At 50.3% G+C, this 17,476-nt stretch carries 22 protein-coding genes and 1 pseudogene; 22 read left to right on the top strand and 1 reads right to left on the bottom strand.

Annotation, left to right across the window (positions count from 1 at the left end; translation table 11 throughout):
- The first annotated feature begins 201 nt into the window (after positions 1–201).
- The 17 genes from FYJ45_RS27025 (at position 202) to FYJ45_RS26950 (ending at position 12,000) form a co-directional block, all read left to right on the top strand.
- The gene (locus FYJ45_RS27025) at positions 202–711 is read left to right on the top strand and encodes a CarD family transcriptional regulator (protein WP_154468115.1); all 510 of its coding nucleotides are present in this window, start codon (positions 202–204) and stop codon (positions 709–711) included.
- A 723-nt stretch (positions 712–1,434) separates the two neighbouring features.
- Positions 1,435–2,412: a DUF6017 domain-containing protein gene (locus tag FYJ45_RS27020; RefSeq protein ID WP_154468114.1), complete on the top strand. Its 978-nt coding sequence runs from the start codon at positions 1,435–1,437 to the stop codon at positions 2,410–2,412.
- A gap of 30 nt (positions 2,413–2,442) precedes the next feature.
- Positions 2,443–2,661, top strand: coding sequence for a DUF5348 domain-containing protein (locus tag FYJ45_RS27015; protein WP_154468113.1), 219 nt, complete (start codon positions 2,443–2,445; stop codon positions 2,659–2,661).
- Positions 2,662–2,702: 41 nt separating this feature from the next.
- Positions 2,703–3,179 carry a PcfB family protein gene (locus tag FYJ45_RS27010; RefSeq protein WP_154468112.1) on the top strand — a complete coding sequence of 159 codons (477 nt, stop codon included), beginning with the start codon at positions 2,703–2,705 and terminating at the stop codon, positions 3,177–3,179.
- Complete coding sequence (locus FYJ45_RS27005) at positions 3,176–4,963, top strand: VirD4-like conjugal transfer protein, CD1115 family (RefSeq protein WP_154468111.1); 1,788 nt, start codon at positions 3,176–3,178, stop codon at positions 4,961–4,963. Before FYJ45_RS27010 ends, FYJ45_RS27005 begins: the two co-directional genes overlap by 4 nt.
- Entirely contained in the window at positions 4,956–5,123 is a 168-nt protein-coding gene (locus FYJ45_RS29925; RefSeq protein WP_195842005.1) for a hypothetical protein, read from the top strand. Before FYJ45_RS27005 ends, FYJ45_RS29925 begins: the two co-directional genes overlap by 8 nt.
- Before the next feature lie 491 nt (positions 5,124–5,614).
- Positions 5,615–5,755: a Maff2 family mobile element protein gene (locus FYJ45_RS27000; RefSeq protein WP_118660850.1), complete on the top strand. Its 141-nt coding sequence runs from the start codon at positions 5,615–5,617 to the stop codon at positions 5,753–5,755.
- 148 nt (positions 5,756–5,903) lie between these two features.
- A complete protein-coding gene (locus FYJ45_RS26995; RefSeq protein ID WP_022131486.1) occupies positions 5,904–6,305 on the top strand; it encodes a hypothetical protein in 402 nt (133 codons plus the stop codon).
- 3 nt (positions 6,306–6,308) lie between these two features.
- A complete protein-coding gene (locus FYJ45_RS26990) occupies positions 6,309–6,515 on the top strand; it encodes a helix-turn-helix transcriptional regulator (RefSeq protein ID WP_022131487.1) in 207 nt (68 codons plus the stop codon).
- 150 nt (positions 6,516–6,665) lie between these two features.
- Positions 6,666–7,124 (top strand): RNA polymerase sigma factor, encoded by a 459-nt coding sequence (locus FYJ45_RS26985; RefSeq protein ID WP_154468110.1) that lies wholly within the window; start codon positions 6,666–6,668, stop codon positions 7,122–7,124.
- Positions 7,102–7,299 carry a helix-turn-helix domain-containing protein gene (locus FYJ45_RS26980; protein ID WP_154468109.1) on the top strand — a complete coding sequence of 66 codons (198 nt, stop codon included), beginning with the start codon at positions 7,102–7,104 and terminating at the stop codon, positions 7,297–7,299. Before FYJ45_RS26985 ends, FYJ45_RS26980 begins: the two co-directional genes overlap by 23 nt.
- A gap of 567 nt (positions 7,300–7,866) precedes the next feature.
- Positions 7,867–8,265, top strand: a complete 399-nt coding sequence (locus tag FYJ45_RS32445) for a plasmid mobilization protein (RefSeq protein ID WP_154468116.1) — start codon at positions 7,867–7,869, stop codon at positions 8,263–8,265.
- On the top strand, positions 8,237–9,859 hold the full coding sequence (locus tag FYJ45_RS26970) for a relaxase/mobilization nuclease domain-containing protein (protein ID WP_154468108.1): 1,623 nt from the start codon (positions 8,237–8,239) through the stop codon (positions 9,857–9,859). Before FYJ45_RS32445 ends, FYJ45_RS26970 begins: the two co-directional genes overlap by 29 nt.
- A 186-nt stretch (positions 9,860–10,045) precedes the next feature.
- Entirely contained in the window at positions 10,046–10,237 is a 192-nt protein-coding gene (locus FYJ45_RS26965) for a hypothetical protein (RefSeq protein ID WP_083787635.1), read from the top strand.
- A complete protein-coding gene (locus tag FYJ45_RS26960) occupies positions 10,227–10,964 on the top strand; it encodes a phage replisome organizer N-terminal domain-containing protein (protein ID WP_154468107.1) in 738 nt (245 codons plus the stop codon). Before FYJ45_RS26965 ends, FYJ45_RS26960 begins: the two co-directional genes overlap by 11 nt.
- A complete protein-coding gene (locus FYJ45_RS26955) occupies positions 10,961–11,812 on the top strand; it encodes an ATP-binding protein (RefSeq protein ID WP_118557380.1) in 852 nt (283 codons plus the stop codon). The genes FYJ45_RS26960 and FYJ45_RS26955 overlap by 4 nt, the downstream gene beginning before the upstream one ends.
- Positions 11,809–12,000 (top strand): transposon-encoded TnpW family protein, encoded by a 192-nt coding sequence (locus FYJ45_RS26950; protein WP_118557381.1) that lies wholly within the window; start codon positions 11,809–11,811, stop codon positions 11,998–12,000. The genes FYJ45_RS26955 and FYJ45_RS26950 overlap by 4 nt, the downstream gene beginning before the upstream one ends.
- A gap of 55 nt (positions 12,001–12,055) precedes the next feature.
- Here the strand turns inward: FYJ45_RS26950 and FYJ45_RS26945 are convergent, their stop codons facing one another.
- Positions 12,056–12,418 carry a glycosyl-4,4'-diaponeurosporenoate acyltransferase CrtO family protein gene (locus FYJ45_RS26945; RefSeq protein ID WP_118557382.1) on the bottom strand — a complete coding sequence of 121 codons (363 nt, stop codon included), beginning with the start codon at positions 12,416–12,418 and terminating at the stop codon, positions 12,056–12,058.
- Between the two features lie 215 nt (positions 12,419–12,633).
- Here FYJ45_RS26945 and FYJ45_RS26940 point away from each other — a divergent pair, with 215 nt between their 5' ends.
- From FYJ45_RS26940 to FYJ45_RS26920, 5 genes and pseudogenes are all read left to right on the top strand, one after another.
- Entirely contained in the window at positions 12,634–14,244 is a 1,611-nt protein-coding gene (locus FYJ45_RS26940; protein WP_154468106.1) for a recombinase family protein, read from the top strand.
- 21 nt (positions 14,245–14,265) lie between these two features.
- The gene (locus tag FYJ45_RS33340; RefSeq protein ID WP_154468105.1) at positions 14,266–14,427 is read left to right on the top strand and encodes a Maff2 family mobile element protein; all 162 of its coding nucleotides are present in this window, start codon (positions 14,266–14,268) and stop codon (positions 14,425–14,427) included.
- A 19-nt stretch (positions 14,428–14,446) separates the two neighbouring features.
- On the top strand, positions 14,447–15,316 hold the full coding sequence (locus FYJ45_RS26930) for a VirB6/TrbL-like conjugal transfer protein, CD1112 family (RefSeq protein ID WP_154468104.1): 870 nt from the start codon (positions 14,447–14,449) through the stop codon (positions 15,314–15,316).
- Between the two features lie 169 nt (positions 15,317–15,485).
- On the top strand, positions 15,486–15,893 hold the full coding sequence (locus tag FYJ45_RS26925; RefSeq protein ID WP_154468103.1) for a PrgI family protein: 408 nt from the start codon (positions 15,486–15,488) through the stop codon (positions 15,891–15,893).
- A pseudogene (locus FYJ45_RS26920) lies at positions 15,838–17,349 on the top strand (VirB4-like conjugal transfer ATPase, CD1110 family); the annotation flags it as partial. The gene FYJ45_RS26925 and the pseudogene FYJ45_RS26920, both read left to right, overlap by 56 nt.
- Positions 17,350–17,476 lie beyond the last annotated feature (127 nt).

The following is a 17,476-nucleotide window of genomic DNA, read 5'->3' as shown; positions in this document are numbered from 1 at the left end:
ACTGACAGTCATTTTGGTATTGACTACTAACATCTGGAAAATGATAAAAATCCAATTGTGTAAAATTTTCAAGGTACTATATGGTAGGTCAGAGAGTTTTTACAAACTCTTTTGACCCCAACATCATTATATAACTGCTGCATCGGTAACCTGCCTGTGTTCCCGTTGCAGCTTTTTCAGTTGCAAAGGAAAAGGTGTAAAATGTATAAGGTAAATGATGTAGTGGTGCATGAAAACGGCGGTGTGTACAGGATAGTTTCCATTGGAAAGCCCGATTTTGTCAAAGGACAGGAGGAGTATTACACAATGAAGTCTGTCTGGGACGACAGCAGCATGATATACGTCAAGATCAACAATGACAAAGTATATATGAGGCCTGTTATCTCAAAGGCAGAGGCAAGAAGCTATCTGGAAAAGCTTTCCGGCATCGATGCGGAATATGACACGAACAATAAGGAACGGGAAAAGAAAAACAGGCAGATTCTGAAATCCTGTGAGGTCAGCCAGTACCTGGAGCTGATGAAGGCCATACTGCTGGAACAGGAAAAAAAGAAACAGGGCGGGAAAAAGCTGAACTGTTCTGATGAAAAGGATCTGCAGAGAGCGGAAAAGATGCTGATTTCCGAGCTGGCCGTCGTGTTCAATGTCACGGTGGAAAGCGCCAGAAAATCGGTGGTTGAGGCAGTATTTACCCAGGATAAAGAAGACTGACGGACAGATAAAAATAGATAGATTCTTCCGGGCCTTATCCGCAGGGGCGGATGCACGCTGCGGATGAGGCCCGGGAGCATTGTCGGACAGCAGATTTTTTTGTAAAATAAAGTAAAAGTAAAATTTATCAAAATTTTAAAAAGTATTTGACATATTTTTATATACGTGTTAGTATGATTAAGTAATCAATTTGAATTTAGATCTGGCCTGTACTGTGAGTCATTCCTTTTTTCTTAATGACTTCCTGTATGGGTCAGTTTTTTTAACAGCAAAATAACTTATGGAACTGCATAGCGCGGGACACAGAAGGTTTTGGCTGGTTTGAATTGGTATAAATCAAATGATTATCTCAAAAAATCCCCAATTTACGGGCATTTCCGCAGGATTGCAGCTTGAATTTACTACCCATTTACTACTTTCGGATTGAGCCTTGATATGCTTTGAAGCTCCTACGGATAAGACCAGTATGGCACAGCAGTATTGAAACTACCATAGATTGAAACAACTTCATACAGCACCGCACAGGCGGCGTTTCTTACTCTCAATATGAGAGAACAGGAACGCCGCTTTTTTCATGCCCCTTGTTACGCAGTAGGGACAGAAAAAGCCTTGCTACAAGCGGCTTTGCGGGCGCATATCTGACGCGGCAAGGGATTTATACCTTATCCCCCGAAACCGCGCTTCTACTGCGTAACAAATCCACAGCAAAAGGAGTGATTTATTATGGCTGTTTTCCGGGTGGAACGAAACAAAGGCTATACCGTAATGAGCAACCACCACCTACGCAACAAAGAGCTTTCCCTAAAGGCAAAGGGGCTGTTGTCGCAAATGCTGTCACTTCCCGAAGATTGGGACTACACCTTGAAAGGCTTATCCCTTATCAACCGGGAGAAGATAGACGCTATCCGCGAAGCCATACGGGAACTTGAACGCGCCGGGTATATCGTCCGTTCACGGGAGCGCGACGAAAAAGGACGCTTGCGGGGCGCGGACTATGTGATATTCGAGCAGCCGCAGCCGCCTACGCCGGATTTACCTACATTGGAAAATCCAACATTGGATAATCCAACGCAGGAAAAACCAACATTGGAAAAACCTACGTTGGAAAATCCAACGCAATTAAATAAAGATATACAAAGAACTGACTTACCAAAAAAAGAAAAATCAAATACAGATTTATCAAGTACCCATTCCATTCCTATCCTTTCCCCTAACCCCTCACCTTACGCGGCTACGCCGCCGGAACGGAAAGGAACGGAAGCGGTAGCACAGAGCGCGGTAGAGATATACCGGGAAATCATCAAGGACAATATCGACTACGACATTCTCAAACAGGACATGAAATTTGACATAGACAGGCTTGACGAGATTGTAGACCTCATGCTTGAAACGGTATGCACCGCCAGAAAGCGGGTACGGATTGCGGGGGACGACTACCCGGCAGAGCTTGTGAAAGCAAAGTTTATGAAACTGGACGGCGAGCATATCCGCTTTGTGCTTGACTGTATGCGGGAGAACACAACGAAAATCCGCAACATCAAGCAATATCTGAAAGCTGCCCTTTTCAATGCCCCGTCCACGATTGGGAACTACTACACTTCCCTTGTCGCCCATGACATGGCAAGCGGCGCACTGTCACCGAAGAAGCCGAAGTATGGTGACCCGGACTATTATTCATGCAACGAGGGCGAAAGCCTGTAAAACAACAAAAAACAAAAGGAGGATTTTTTTATGGCACAGAGAACAGGAGCATTGGTATTTGACGAGCGCACCGACCGTTACGACATTCGTTTTGACCTCAACGCCTACTATGGCGGGCTGCATTGCGGGGAGTGCTTTGACGTGTTCGTGCGGGGCAAGTGGAAGCCGACCCGTATTGAGTACGGCGACAACTGGTATCTGGTGGGTATCAGAGCCGAGGACTTGAACGGGCTGCGGGTGCGTATCTGACCGCCGCCCCATGAAGAAACGCGAAAGGAGGACGTGAGAAATTGCAGGACGAAGTAAACGAAAAGACCATAGCCCTATACATCAAGACCGGGAAGCTGACCGCGCAGACGCTCCAAAAGGCAATGAAAGCCATTCTGTCAAAGGGAAAAAAGCAGCTTGCAAAACCGCCGCAGGGCAGGCAGACCCTAAAGCAGCTTATGAAGCAGAACGCGGGCGTTTCCAACATTGAGATTACCGAGGGCAATATCAAAGCCTTTGAGAGTACAGCGAAAAAGTACGGTATCGACTTTGCGCTGAAAAAGGACACGACGGAAAGCCCGCCCCGCTATCTGGTTTTCTTTAAGGGGCGGGACGCGGACGTGCTGACCGCCGCCTTTAAGGAGTTTTCCGCAAAGAAGCTGACACAGGATAGAAAGCCCTCAATCCGAAAGCTGCTCTCCGCGCTCAAAGAAGCCGCACAGGGCAGAAATGCGGAACGGGCGAAAGTCAAGAACAAGGACAGGGAGGTATCGCTATGAAGCCGGAAATCAAGAAGCTGCTTATCCTAAATGCCCCCTATCTGCTCTTTGTCTGGCTCTTTGATAAAGTGGGCGCGGCGGTTCGATTATCCCCCGGCGCGGACGCAAGCGCAAAGCTGCTACATCTTGGGGACGGTTTTACCGCCGCCTTTTCCAGTATCGCGCCGAGCTTCCACCCCGCCGACTTACTTATCGGCATAGCGGGGGCGGTGATTATCCGGCTTGCCGTTTACATCAAGGGCAAGAACGCGAAGAAATACCGCAAAGGCATAGAGTACGGCAGCGCACGTTGGGGAACAGCCGACGATATAAAACCGTACACCGACCCGGTATTTGAGAACAATATCCCCCTCACACAGACGGAACGGCTCACCATGAACAGCCGCCCGAAGCAGCCGAAATATGCGAGAAACAAAAACATTCTTGTAATCGGCGGTTCCGGCAGCGGCAAGACAAGGTTTTTCGTCAAGCCGTCGCTTATGCAAATGCACAGCAGCTATGTTGTCACAGACCCGAAAGGCACCGTCTTAATTGAGTGCGGGAAGCTCTTACAGCGGGGCGGCTACCGTATCAAAGTGCTGAATACGATTAACTTCAAAAAATCCATGAGATACAACCCCTTTGCCTATCTGCGGAGCGAAAAGGACATTTTGAAATTAGTCAATACCATAATCGCCAACACCAAAGGCGACGGGGAAAAATCCGGCGAGGATTTCTGGGTGAAAGCGGAAAAGCTCTACTATACCGCGCTAATCGGCTATATCTGGTACGAAGCCCCGGAGGACGAGAAGAACTTCACGACGCTTCTTGAAATGATAAATGCGTCGGAAGCCCGCGAGGACGACGAGGACTTCCAGAACCCGGTAGACCTCATGTTTGAACGACTGGAAGAAAAAGACCCGGAGCATTTCGCGGTCAAGCAGTACCGCAAATATAAACTTGCGGCGGGCAAAACGGCGAAGTCGATTTTAATTAGCTGCGGCGCGAGGTTAGCCCCATTCGACATTAAGGAGCTACGGGAGCTTATGGAAACCGACGAAATGGAACTTGACACCATAGGCGACCGAAAGACCGCCCTGTTTGTCATTATCAGCGACACAGACGACACCTTTAACTTTGTCGTAAGCATACTCTACACACAGCTATTCAACCTCTTGTGCGACAAGGCAGATGATGAATACGGCGGGCGGCTTCCCGTCCATGTGCGCTGCCTGTTAGACGAGTTTGCAAATATCGGGCAGATACCGAAGTTTGAAAAGCTCATAGCGACAATCCGAAGCCGGGAAATATCCGCATCAATCATCTTGCAGAGCCAGTCACAGCTAAAGGCAATCTACAAGGACAACGCGGACACGATTGTAGGGAATTGCGACACCACCCTTTTTCTGGGCGGCAAGGAGAAAACGACGCTAAAGGAAATATCGGAGATTTTAGGCAAGGAAACAATAGACAGCTTCAACACGTCCGAAACCAGAGGGCGGGAGCTTTCGCATGGGCTGAACTATCAGAAATTGGGGAAGCAGCTTATGACGGAAGATGAAATTGCGGTCATGGACGGAGGGAAATGTATCTTGCAGCTACGAGGGGTGCGCCCGTTCTTTTCGGACAAATTCGACATAACAAAGCACCCGAAATACAAGTACCTTTCCGACGCAGACCCGAAAAACGCCTTTGACATGGAGAAGCACCTAAAACGCCGCCCCGCTATCGTCAAGCCCGATGAAGTGTTTGACTATTACGAGATTGACGCGGCAGAATTGCCGGAGGACGCCGACCATGAATGAGCGTTCCCGGAGGGAAAAGCCCCGCCTTACTCTGATTATGGGCGGGCGCATGGCAGAAAAGCAGCCGGAAGAAGCAAGGCGGCAGACTGAATTAAAGAAGTTTGTCGCGGCTTGCGAACGGCTCTACGAAAAGAACCGCAGAAGCGAAAGGAGGGATTGAGATTAGGGACAGAAAAACAGGCTATGAGATACGCGCCCCTTGCGTCATGGAAATATGGATAACAGGCTATTCCGCTATGGAAAACGCCATTCACAGCACATGGAAAAGCTAAAGTGCAGCTTTCCCACGTCCTGCAAACAGCGTTTCCCACAGCTCCATAAGACAGCCAGTTACCCACATTCCCACAACGCCGACGACTACGGGAAACAAACCTATCCTACCTGTCATTCAGAAAAGATTTTTTAAGGAGCTGACCTATCATCAAGAACGTAAACACAGGCTACATGATACGCGCCCCTACTCCCGGCGCACTACACAGCGGCAGGAGCCGCACCCCTTACAACTGAATACCGCCGCGCCGCAGACATTTAGGCGGCGTGGGGAACCCGCCGGACATGGCGGGCTTATGACCGCGGCAGTTACCAAAACTGGCCGCCGTTTTTTATGCCCTTTTTCGGGCAGCCGCACACGCGGCAGGAAAGGAGAACTTTATGGCATTTTTCAATTCAGCAGTAGGCGTTTTGCAGACACTTGTTATCGCTCTTGGAGCCGGGCTTGGTATCTGGGGCGTGATTAACCTCATGGAGGGCTACGGCAACGACAACCCTGGCGCAAATGCTCATGTGCGGTAAAGTAACACAAAACTTGATAGCCAGCCCCACTATTCCGTCAAAATAAAAAAGTTAAAAATATTTCACTTTCCCTATTGACATTCGCAGATATAGGTGATATATTTATAACACAGCAAAGTTACAAATATTTCACACGGAGGTTTTAACTATGAAAAACAAAACTATTAACTTGAGCGTATGGATGTTCTTTAAGGCAGTACCCGCAGCCTTGTTGGTGGTGTACTACGGAATGTGCGCATGGAATGGATATGACCCTGTTATCCGCTATCTCCATGCAGCTTGTCTTACTCTTGCCGGTGCGCTTGTCTGGGGACAGATTTCTTATGCAAAGAAGCACAATATCTTTGATGAGTTTGCGAAAGAAAATCTGAAAACCACAGACTCTATCTGTTTGAAGTTGGCTTATGTACTAATGGTCATTGCAGCGTTGGCTTGCGTATTCGCTGATTTCAACGGAATTATTGCAGGATATTTTGTTGTTGGCGGTATCTTCTTGTTGACTGTTTTGAGAGCAACTATTTTCGCCATAATTGACAAGAAAGGACTGTAAAATATGCTGAAAACAAAAATAAAGGAGTATAGGGAAAAAGCAGGTCTGAAACAGGTTGAACTGGCTGAACTGGTTTCTTCCAGACGGGAAACAATCGTTCACCTTGAAAACGGCAGATATAATCCGTCCCTTAAACTGGCTATGGACATTGCGAAAGTATTTCATGTGACCGTTGAGGACTTGTTTGAATTTGTAGATGATGAAAAATGAGGTAGCAAAGCCAGCCGAGCCAGTCAACGGCAAGTAAATGGGCTGCGCCCACCGTTGACAGCCCCGCCTGTCCTTGCTGGTGGGTAATCAAGAGGGCGACAGCAGGGAGTGCTGCCGCCCTCTGCCATTATTCAGAAAGGGGGCTTTTCCATGACTGAATACGAAAAATATCAAGAGCATATCAGACACACGCACAATGCCTTTTGCCGGATTGTCATTCGCCATGCTGCCATAGACGCAGCCCGGAGCATACGCAGCCGCCGCAGCCGGGAAATTTCCCTTGACTATCTGATAGACGAAAAACATTATCCATTCAGCACCACAGATGAATACTTTGCCGAGCAGCCGACAAGTGGCGAATACCCTTTTACGGCTTGCGGGCAGACCATTCTATTAGGAAATCCATACCTTGCCGCCGCCCTGTCCTCTCTGCCGGAGATGGAGCAGGAAATGATTTTTCTGTACTACTTCCAACGCTTGACCCATAAAGAAATCGGTGAACAATACGGACGGACACGCAGCACCACCGGGCGGCGCATACGGCTTATCTTGCAACAGCTACGGGCAGAGTTGGAGGGCGCACACCATGAGCCAGCTACTCCCCTATGAAACGATAGTCAAGGCAAGCGAGGGCGACCCGGAAGCCGTTGCCGCTGTCCTTTCCCATTATGCCGGATATATCCGCACTTATTCCAAAATGGACGGTCACATCAATGTGGAAATGCAGGAGTATATCGTTCAAAAACTGATAGAAAGCCTGTTCAAGTTTCGCTTTGACCGCTAACAACTGAATACCCGCCGCCAATCACAGCGGCATACAAGCAGTAAGTCTGAAAAGATTTGCTGCTTTTTTTGCGTCCATTTTTGGCAAAAAGCACATTCCCGTTGTAGTAGGGAGTGACGGGGAAGTTTGCCCTAAAAAGTTTTGCCGGATTTAGCAGAACGGCACTTGTCTACCGTAGTAGTGATGAAGAAATTCAAAGGAGCGTTTGGCATTTTCCGTTTCTATCCGTGGAGGGGAACAAAAGCGGGCAGAACACGCCGCCGCAATCGCTATATTGACGGAAGCCAGCCAAGCCGCCCTTGTGAATTGCAGGAATGGCAAAAGAAAAAAGCCGCCGGATTTTCCGTCTTTTTGCCCTGCTTCGGTTTTGTAGGTATTGAGAGCAGCCGCACAGAGGGAAAGCGGCAGTTTTTCAGAGCAAGATTCTACCACAGTACCAAAATTCGCTTATCCGCTCATTTTGCCCCTGCGGGAATCTTGTTGGGGAGTGCCTTCCCCAAACCCTGCTTTGCGGCTTGCGCCGCTTATCCCGCCGCTGTCATGCGGCAACCGAAAGGAGGTCATACCATGCGAAAGAAATACAACACGCCCCACCGCCGCCATGTGGTAAAAACCCGGCTGTCTGATGAAGAACACGCCGACTTTATGGAGCGGCTGGCGGCTTATCAAATCAGCCAGTCCGAGTTTATCCGGCAAGCCATACGAGGGGCGACCATACGCCCCGTGATTACCGTTTCCCCCGTCAATGACGAATTGCTTTCCGCTGTCGGGAAGCTAACCGCCGAGTACGGGCGGATCGGCGGCAACTTAAACCAGATAGCCCGCTTTTTGAATGAGTACGGCGCACCCTACGCCAGCTTATCCGGCGAGGTACGGGGAGCCGCCGCCGACCTTGCCGCCCTCAAGTTTGAAGTCCTCAAGAAAGTAGGTGATGCTGTTGGCGATACTCAAACATATCAGCTCTAAAAATGCGGACTACGGGGACGCTGAAAAGTACCTCACATTCGAGCATGACGAGTTTACCATGAAGCCCACCCTTGACGCAGACGGGCGGCTGATACCGAGGACAGACTACCGCATTTCCTCTCTGAATTGTGACGGGGAGGATTTTGCCGTTGCCTGTATGCGCTCCAATCTCCGCTATGGCAAGAACCAGAAGCGGGAGGACGTAAAGAGCCACCATTATATCATCAGCTTTGACCCCCGTGACGGCCCGGACAACGGCTTGACCGTTGACCGGGCGCAGGAGTTGGGCGAGAAGTTTTGCGCCGAGCATTTTCCCGGACACCAAGCCCTTGTATGCACCCACCCGGACGGGCATAACCACACCGAAAATATCCATGTGCATATCGTAATCAATTCCTTGCGGATTGCCCAGGTTCCTATGCTGCCCCACATGGACAGACCGGCAGACCGGCGGGCTGGCTGCAAGCACCGTTGTACGGACGCAGCCATGAACTATCTGAAAGCCGAAGTCATGGAAATGTGCCACAGCGAGGGGCTTTATCAGATTGACCTCTTGAATGGCAGCAAGGAGCGAGTGAGTGACCGGGAATACTGGGCGCAGAAGAAAGGACAAGCCGCACTGGACGAGCGCAATGCCCCCATGATTGCCGGAGGGATTGCACCCCGGACGACCAAGTTTGAAACGGACAAGGCGAAGCTGCGCCGGACTATCCGGGACGCACTTTCAAAAGCAACCAGCCTTGACGAGTTTTCTTCTCTACTTCTCCGTGAGGGCGTGACCGTCAAGGAGAGCCGGGGGCGGCTATCCTACCTCACGCCGGATAGGTCAAAGCCTATCACAGCCCGTAAGCTGGGGGACGATTTTGACCGCACCGCTGTCCTCTCCATGTTGGAACAGAACGCCGCCAGAGCCGCCGAAAAAGCCGCAGCCATACCGGAATACCCCGCCAGTATCAAAGAGCGGTTACAGAGGACAAAACCAGCGAAAAGCGCCCCAAAGAATGACGGCGTACAGCGCATGGTTGATATTGCCGCAAAGAAGGCCGAGGGCAAGGGACGGGGCTATGAGAAGTGGGCGACCATGCACAACCTAAAGCAAATGGCGGCTACCCTTGCCGCCTACCAGCAATACGGCTTTTCTTCCCCGGAAGAACTGGACGAAGCCCTTACCGCCGCCCATGCTGATATGCAGGAAAGCCTTTCCGGATTGAAAGCACTGGAAGCCACCATATCAGACAAAAAGGAATTGCAGCGCAATCTCCTAAGCTACATCAGCACGAAGCCCGCCCGTGACGGTCTGAAAGCGCAGAAATCGGACAAAGCCCGCAGAGCCTACCGGGAGCAGCACGAAAGCGATTTTATCATAGCCGAAGCAGCTACCCGATATTTCCGGGAGCATGGTATCAAGAAGCTGCCGAGCCGGAAAGCACTCCAAGAGGAAATCCAGACGTTGACCGTCCAGAAAAACGCCGGATATAACGACTACCGGGAAAAGCATGAGCGTGTCCGTCAGCTTCAGACCGTCAAGGGCAACATCGACCAGATTTTGCGCCGGGAGCCGAGCCAGCAGAAGAAGCACGAACAGGAGCGTTAAAGACCGCCCCGAAATGATACCGAAACCATACAAAAACAAGGGTACGGGCTTTCCCCTTACCGCAATACTCCCCGACTTCCAAACGGGGCTTACAGAGCAGAAAAAGCCCGAAAATGACACCGAGAACATACAGAAAATGCCGCCTATCCCGCCACGCCGATAGAAGCGGCAGAAAGGAGCCTACGATTGCCAAGAATGAGCAAGAAGCGGAAAGAGGAATGGTCTTTCTTCCTCAACCACCGCAACCGTATCACATACAACGACCTATGCCGGGGCTGTACCCGTGACTGCAAGCAGAGCTTCCGGGCGATTATCATACTCTGCCCCCGCTACTACTCCAAACGCTGGAAAAAGGAGGGCGCAGCCAATGGCAGATAACCGCAAATATTACTACCTCAAGCTGAAAGAGAACTTTTTTGACAGCGACTCCATTGTGCTGTTGGAGGATATGAAAGACGGGATTTTGTACTCCAATATCCTGTTGAAGCTGTACTTAAAATCGCTGAAAAACGGCGGGAAGTTACAGCTTGACGAACATATCCCCTATACGGCGCAGATGATTGCGACGCTTACCCGCCACCAGATAGGGACGGTTGAACGGGCTTTAGAGATTTTCCGGCAGTTGGGGCTTGTGGAGCAGCTTGACAGCGGGCTTCTCTACATGACCGACATTGAACTGATGATAGGTCAGTCCTCTACCGAAGCGGAGCGGAAACGGGCTGCAAGGCTGGAAAACCGGGCGCTTTTGCCGCCCAGGACAAACGGCGGACATTTGTCCGACATTCGTCCACCAGAGATAGAGATAAAGAAAGAGATAGATATAGAGATAGAAAAAGAGAGAGAGTTAGAAACGGGACACCCCGCCGCCTATGGCAGATACAACAATGTATTTCTTTCGGACAAGGAACTTGCCGAACTGAAAGCAGAACTTCCCGGCAAGTGGGAGTATTACATTGACCGCCTATCCTGCCATATCGCTTCCAGCGGGAAGAAATACAGGAGCCATGCAGCCACGATTTACAAGTGGGCGCAGGAGGACGCAGCAAAGGGAGCCGGGAGAAAGGGCATCCCGGACTATTCTTGTAGGGAGGGAGAAAGTTTATGAGCCAGTTTGACGATATGGTTTTGAATATGACACAGACCACGCCGGAGCCGGAGGACTATACCGGGGAGGACGGGCTTTTATACTGCGGGAAGTGCCGCAAGCCGAAAGAAGCCTATTTCCCGGAGGGCAAGAGCCTGTTCGGGCGTGACCGCCACCCGGCAGAGTGCGACTGCCAGCGGGCAGAGCGGGAAAAGCGGGAAGCCGCCGAGAAGCGGCGCACCCACCTTGAAGCTGTTGAGCGTTTGAAGCAGCGGGGCTTTACCAATCCGGCTATGCGGGAATGGACGTTTGAAAACGACAACGGGAAATGCCCGCAGATGAAACACGCCCGTTCTTATGCGGAATGTTGGGAGCAGATGAAAGCGGAAAATATCGGCTTGCTGTTGTGGGGCAAAGTCGGCACAGGCAAGAGTTATTTCGCCGGGTGTATTGCAAACGCCCTCATGGAGCGTGAAATTGCCGTGTGTATGACGAACTTTGCATTGATACTGGGTGACCTTGCTGCCAGCTTCAAGGACAGGAACGAATATATATCCCGCCTTTGCAGCTTCCCGCTTCTCATTCTTGACGACTTCGGCATGGAGAGGGGGACGGAATACGGTTTAGAGCAGGTCTACAACGTGATTGACAGCCGATACCGCAGCAACAAGCCGCTAATCGTTACGACCAATCTCACGCTGGAGGAATTGCAGCACCCGGAGGACACCGCCCACGCCCGCATTTATGACCGTCTGCTTGAAATGTGTTCCCCCGTCCGTTTTACCGGGGAGAATTTCAGAAAAGCCACGGCACAGGAGAAAATGAAACGCTTGAAAACGCTGCTGAATGGAAAGGAGAGCCGCCTATGACCAACACCCCAAAGCATGACTGCACCGCCCGCCGCCCGGATTGCGTGACGGAAATCCGTGTAGGCAACTCTGTCCTTGTCGTTTCCGGCTATTTCAAGGAGAACACTACCGCCACCGCCGCCGACAAAATGATGAAAGTGCTGGAAGCCGAAGCCAGAGCCGGACAGAATACGCCGCATACAGCATAATGCCAGACAAAGGAAAAGCGGTCATGTCGGGGAGCATGACCGCAGGAATGATATTTTACATTGATTTTTGTCGGTGTGATTTCTTTTTTTGCAATAAAGCATTGATACGAATAAGATTATATCTTTGTATCATTACACAGTATAGATTATGCAGAAAAATAAGAAATGCAATTATTTGCACCCATAAGTAATCGGCAACCAGCATAGCAAGTAAACCAGCGAAAACGCCTAATGAATGTATTTTTGCATTTTTTATAAACTGATTTTTCAAAAAGATAATCCCCTCTTTGGAATAATCTTTCAAGAAATAGTTATCCGTATCTTGTTTGCCGCGCCATTTATCATACAGCTTTTTCACTTTAATAACAAACTTGCGATACTGATTTACGCCCAAAAAGCGATATATTTTTTGCTCCATTTTTGTTTCCTCAACTATGTCATTTTTGCTTCGGAGTAAAGTATATCACATTCTTTTGAAATTTTCTACTTCTTGTCCCAGAGAAGATTTTGCTACATCAAAACCGTCATTTTGACGGGACGTAAAGAAGCAGAAACCGCTATACAACCGCCCCTGTTCCGTGGTACAATAAAGCTACGGAATAGTGGGGCTGGCTGTCGGAAATGGAGGACACTATGTTAAGACAGACCACCCGAAACCTTATTACCGCCCTTTATCCGAGATTATCCCACGAGGACGAACTGCAAGGGGAATCCAATTCTATCAGCAACCAGAAGCGAATCCTTGAAACCTACGCAAAGCAGAACGGCTTTTCTAATCTGCAATGGTACACAGACGACGGCTATTCTGGGGCGAACTTCCAAAGACCGGGTTTTCAAGCCATGCTTGCGGACATTGAAGCCGGAAAAGTCGGCACCGTCATAGTCAAGGATATGTCCCGGTTAGGGCGAAACTACCTGCAAGTGGGAATGTACACAGAAATGATATTCCCACAGAAAGGCGTCCGCTTTATCGCTATCAATGACGGAGTGGACAGCGCACAGGGCGACAATGATTTTGCCCCGCTGCGGAACATTTTCAATGAATGGCTGGTGAGAGATACGAGCAAGAAAATCAAGGCAGTAAAACGGTCTAAGGGCATGAGCGGCAAGCCTGTCACAAGCAAGCCCGTGTATGGCTACCTCATGGACGAGGACGAAAATTTCATCATTGACGAGGAAGCCGCCCCCGTAGTCAAGCAGATATACAGCTTGTGCCTTGCCGGGAACGGGCCGACCAAAATCGCCCGTATGCTCACGGAGCAGCAGATCCCCACGCCGGGGACGCTGGAATACCGCAGGACGGGCAGCACCCGCCGCTACCACCCCGGCTATGAGTGCAAGTGGGCGACGAACACCGTTGTACATATCCTTGAAAACAGGGAGTACACGGGCTGTCTGGTAAACTTCAAAACGGAGAAGCCGTCCTACAAGACCAAGCACAGCGTAGAAAACCCCATTGAGAAACAGGCGATTTTCCCAGACCACCATGAGTCTATCATTGACGGGGAAACGTGGGAGCGAGTGCAGGAGTTACGAAAGCAGCGCAAACGCCCGAACCGCTATGATGAAGTGGGCTTGTTTTCCGGTTTGCTGTTCTGCGCCGACTGCGGCAGCGTCCTTTATCAGCAGCGTTACCAGAACGCCGCCCGGAAGCAGGATTGCTACATCTGCGGCAGCTACAAGAAGCGTACCCATGACTGTACGGCGCACTTTATCCGCACCGACCTGTTGACCGCCGGAGTGACGGACAATCTGCGGAAAGTTACCAGCTATGCGGCGAAGCACGAAGCCCGCTTTATGAAGCTGCTGATTGAGCAGAACGAGGACGGGGGCAAGCGCAGGAACGCCGCAAAGAAAAAGGAACTGGAAGCCGCCGAGAAGCGTATCGGCGAACTTTCCGCTATCTTCAAGCGTCTGTATGAGGACAGCGTGACCGGGCGCATTTCTGATGAACGGTTTACGGAACTGTCGGCAGACTATGAAGCAGAGCAGAAAGAATTGAAAGAGCGAGCCGCCGCATTACAGGCGGAACTTTCCAAAGCACAGGAAGCCACCGTAAACGCCGGGAAGTTTATGAATATCGTCCGCAAGAACATGAATTTTGAGGAACTTACCCCTACCCTGTTGCGGGAATTTGTGGAGAAAATCATAGTGCATGAGTGCAGCTATGACGAGAACGGAACCCGCAGACAGGAAATTGAAATCTATTACTCTTTCGTCGGCAAGGTAGACTTGCCCGAATGACCGCCCAACCTATCCGACACAATGCGCAAGTGCCGGATAGGAACGGCAAAATTTTTTACACTTCTTTTACTTCTTTATCGCACATCAGCAAAAAGCCAGGGCATGAAACAGCTTATGGCGGGCGGCGGCGTTGCCCTTATCGGCATGACCCTTGTACCGCTGCTTTCCGGCCTGTTCGGTTAAGAAGCGCGGGTAAAGGCTTATGCAGAGCATACTTGACGCGATTAACGAATGGATAAAGGAAATCCTTATCGGAGCCATAAACGGTAATCTGTCAACTATGTTCGGGGACGTAAACGAGAAAGTCGGCACTATCGCCGCAGAGGTAGGGCAGACCCCGCAGGGGTGGAACGCGGGCATATTCTCCATGATACGCACGTTATCCGAGAATGTAATCGTACCCATTGCGGGGCTTGTCATTACCTACGTCCTATGCTATGAGCTTATCAGCATGGTAACGGAAAAGAACAATATGCACGACGTTGACACTTCCATGTTCTTCAAATGGGTGTTCAAGGCATACGTCGCGGTCTACCTTGTGACGCATACCTTTGACATTACAATGGCGGTGTTCGACGTGGCGCAGCACGTCGTTTCCGGCGCGGCGGGGGTTATCGGCGGCAGCACGAATATTGATGTTGCCGCCGCCCTGTCGTCCATGCAGAGCGGGCTTGACGCTATGGAAATCCCCGAACTGCTCTTACTTGTCATGGAAACAAGCCTTGTGAGCTTGTGCATGAAAATCATGTCCGTACTGATAACCGTTATCCTCTACGGCAGAATGATTGAGATTTACCTTTACTGTTCGGTATCGCCTATCCCGTTTGCAACCATGACTAACAGGGAATGGGGACAGATAGGAAACAACTACTTAAAATCCCTGTTCGCCCTTGGCTTTCAAGGCTTCCTCATAATGATATGCGTCGGCATATACGCCGTACTGGTGAACAACATGATAATAGCGGACAACCTGCACAGCGCGATTTTCTCCCTTGCAGCCTACACCGTTATCCTCTGTTTCTCCCTGTTCAAATCCGGCGCACTGGCGAAGTCGATTTTTTCCGCGCATTAGCGGCGTGTCAAGGGTAGGGTGGAGATTTTGCGAAGCAAAATACTACCCGACCTTGACGCGGATAACCACCATATAATACGGGCGGGCAAAGGGCATAGATTGACCTTTGCCTTGATTACCCTTATGGAAGATTACAGCAATACAAAACACAGCGAAAGGAGGTTTTTACTTGGCGTATGTACCTGTACCCAAAGACTTATCCAAAGTCAAGACAAAAGTAGCGTTCAACCTTACCAAACGGCAGATTGTATGTTTTGCGGCAGCCCTCATTATCGGCCTGCCGCTTTTCTTTCTGCTCAAAGACAGCACAGGCACAAGCCTTGCGTCTATGGCTATGATTGCCGTCATGCTGCCCTTTTTCATGCTTGCCATGTATGAGAAGCATGGACAGCCCCTTGAAGTGGTGGTAAAGAACATCATTCAGACGAAATTCATAGCCCCAAAGGAACGACCATACAGGACAGACAACTTTTATTCCGTCTTAGAACGGCAGAGAAAACTTGAAAAGGAGGTATCAGCGATTGCAAAAGGAAACACGAAGAAACAGCGCGGCGGGAAGAAGCCCCGGAAAGGCTAACCCGCCCCGCAAATTAACCCGCGCCGAGAAGAAGCAGATTGCGGAAATCATCAGACAGGCAAAGGGCGACGGGAAAGCCCACACCGCGCAGCAGACAATCCCCTATATCCAGATGTACCCGGACGGTATCTGTAAAGTGACGGGGCGCAAATACTCAAAGACCATAGCCTTTGAAGATATTAACTATCAGCTTGCACAGGCAGACGACAAGACCGCCATTTTTGAGAACTGGTGCGACTTCCTCAACTACTTTGACGCTTCCGTTTCGGTGCAGCTCTCTTTCATCAATCAGGGGACGCAGCGGGGCGAAGCGGAAAAGGCTATCGACATTCCGGCACAGGAGGACGCTTTCAACTCTATCCGCAGCGAATATGGGGATATGCTGAAAAACCAGCTTGCGAAAGGCAACAACGGGCTTGTCAAGGCGAAGTACATCACCTTTGCCATTGAAGCCGACAGTCTGGGCGCGGCGAAATCCCGCCTTGCCCGTATCGAAACGGACGTACTCAACAATTTTAAGCTCTTAGGCGTTTCTGCCCGCCCCATGACAGGCTATGAACGCCTTAAAATGCTGCATGGCATTTTCCACCCGGAGGGCGAGCCGTTCCGCTTTGACTTCTCATGGCTTGCCCCGTCCGGGCTTTCCACAAAGGACTTTATCGCGCCGCCCTCTTTCCGTTTCGGCGAGGGGCGTTATTTCCGCATGGGGCGCAAAATCGGCGCGGTGAGCTTCCTTGAAATCCTTGCGCCGGAGCTGAACGACCGTATCTTATCGGACATTCTGGACTTGGAAACGGGCGTTGTCGTCAATCTGCATATCCACAGTATCGACCAGACGGAAGCAATCAAGACCATCAAGCGGAAAATCACCGACCTTGACAAAATGAAAATCGAGGAACAGAAGAAAGCGGTACGCAGCGGCTACGACATGGACATAATCCCGTCCGACCTTGCCACTTTCGGCAGCGAAGCGAAAAACCTCTTACAGGATTTGCAGAGCCGCAACGAGCGTATGTTCCTCTTGACGTTCCTTGTGGTGAACATGGCGGACACGAAGCGGAAACTGGAAAATGACGTGTTCGCGGCGGCGGGCATTGCACAGAAGAACAACTGCGCCCTCACCCGCCTTGACTATCAGCAGGAAGCGGGGCTTATGTCCTCTGTACCGCTTGGGGAGAACCTTATCCCCATTCAAAGAGGGCTTACTACATCAAGCACCGCTATCTTTATCCCCTTTATCACGCAGGAGCTTTTTCAGAGGGGCGCGGCACTGTATTACGGCTTAAATGCCCTCTCTAACAACATGATACTCTGCGACCGCAAGCAGCTAAAGAACCCCAACGGCTTAATCTTGGGTACGCCGGGAAGCGGGAAATCCTTTGCGGCAAAAAGGGAAATGACAAACGCTTTCCTCATTACTGACGACGACATTATCATCTGCGACCCGGAAGCAGAGGTGCGACAAGAAGTCGCATAATGAATTGCTGATAATCAGCTACCCTATCCATTTGGGGTAATCCTACCACAATCTGCGTGAATGGTAACGTTCAGGTGGGAAGCTTGTGGGACAATATGGGAAATCT

Source organism: Eisenbergiella porci, assembly GCF_009696275.1.
In the GTDB taxonomy this organism is placed as follows: Bacteria; Bacillota; Clostridia; order Lachnospirales; family Lachnospiraceae; genus Eisenbergiella; species Eisenbergiella porci.
Note: the sequence above shows the minus strand (reverse complement) of the source record. Positions and strands in the feature narration are given on the sequence as shown.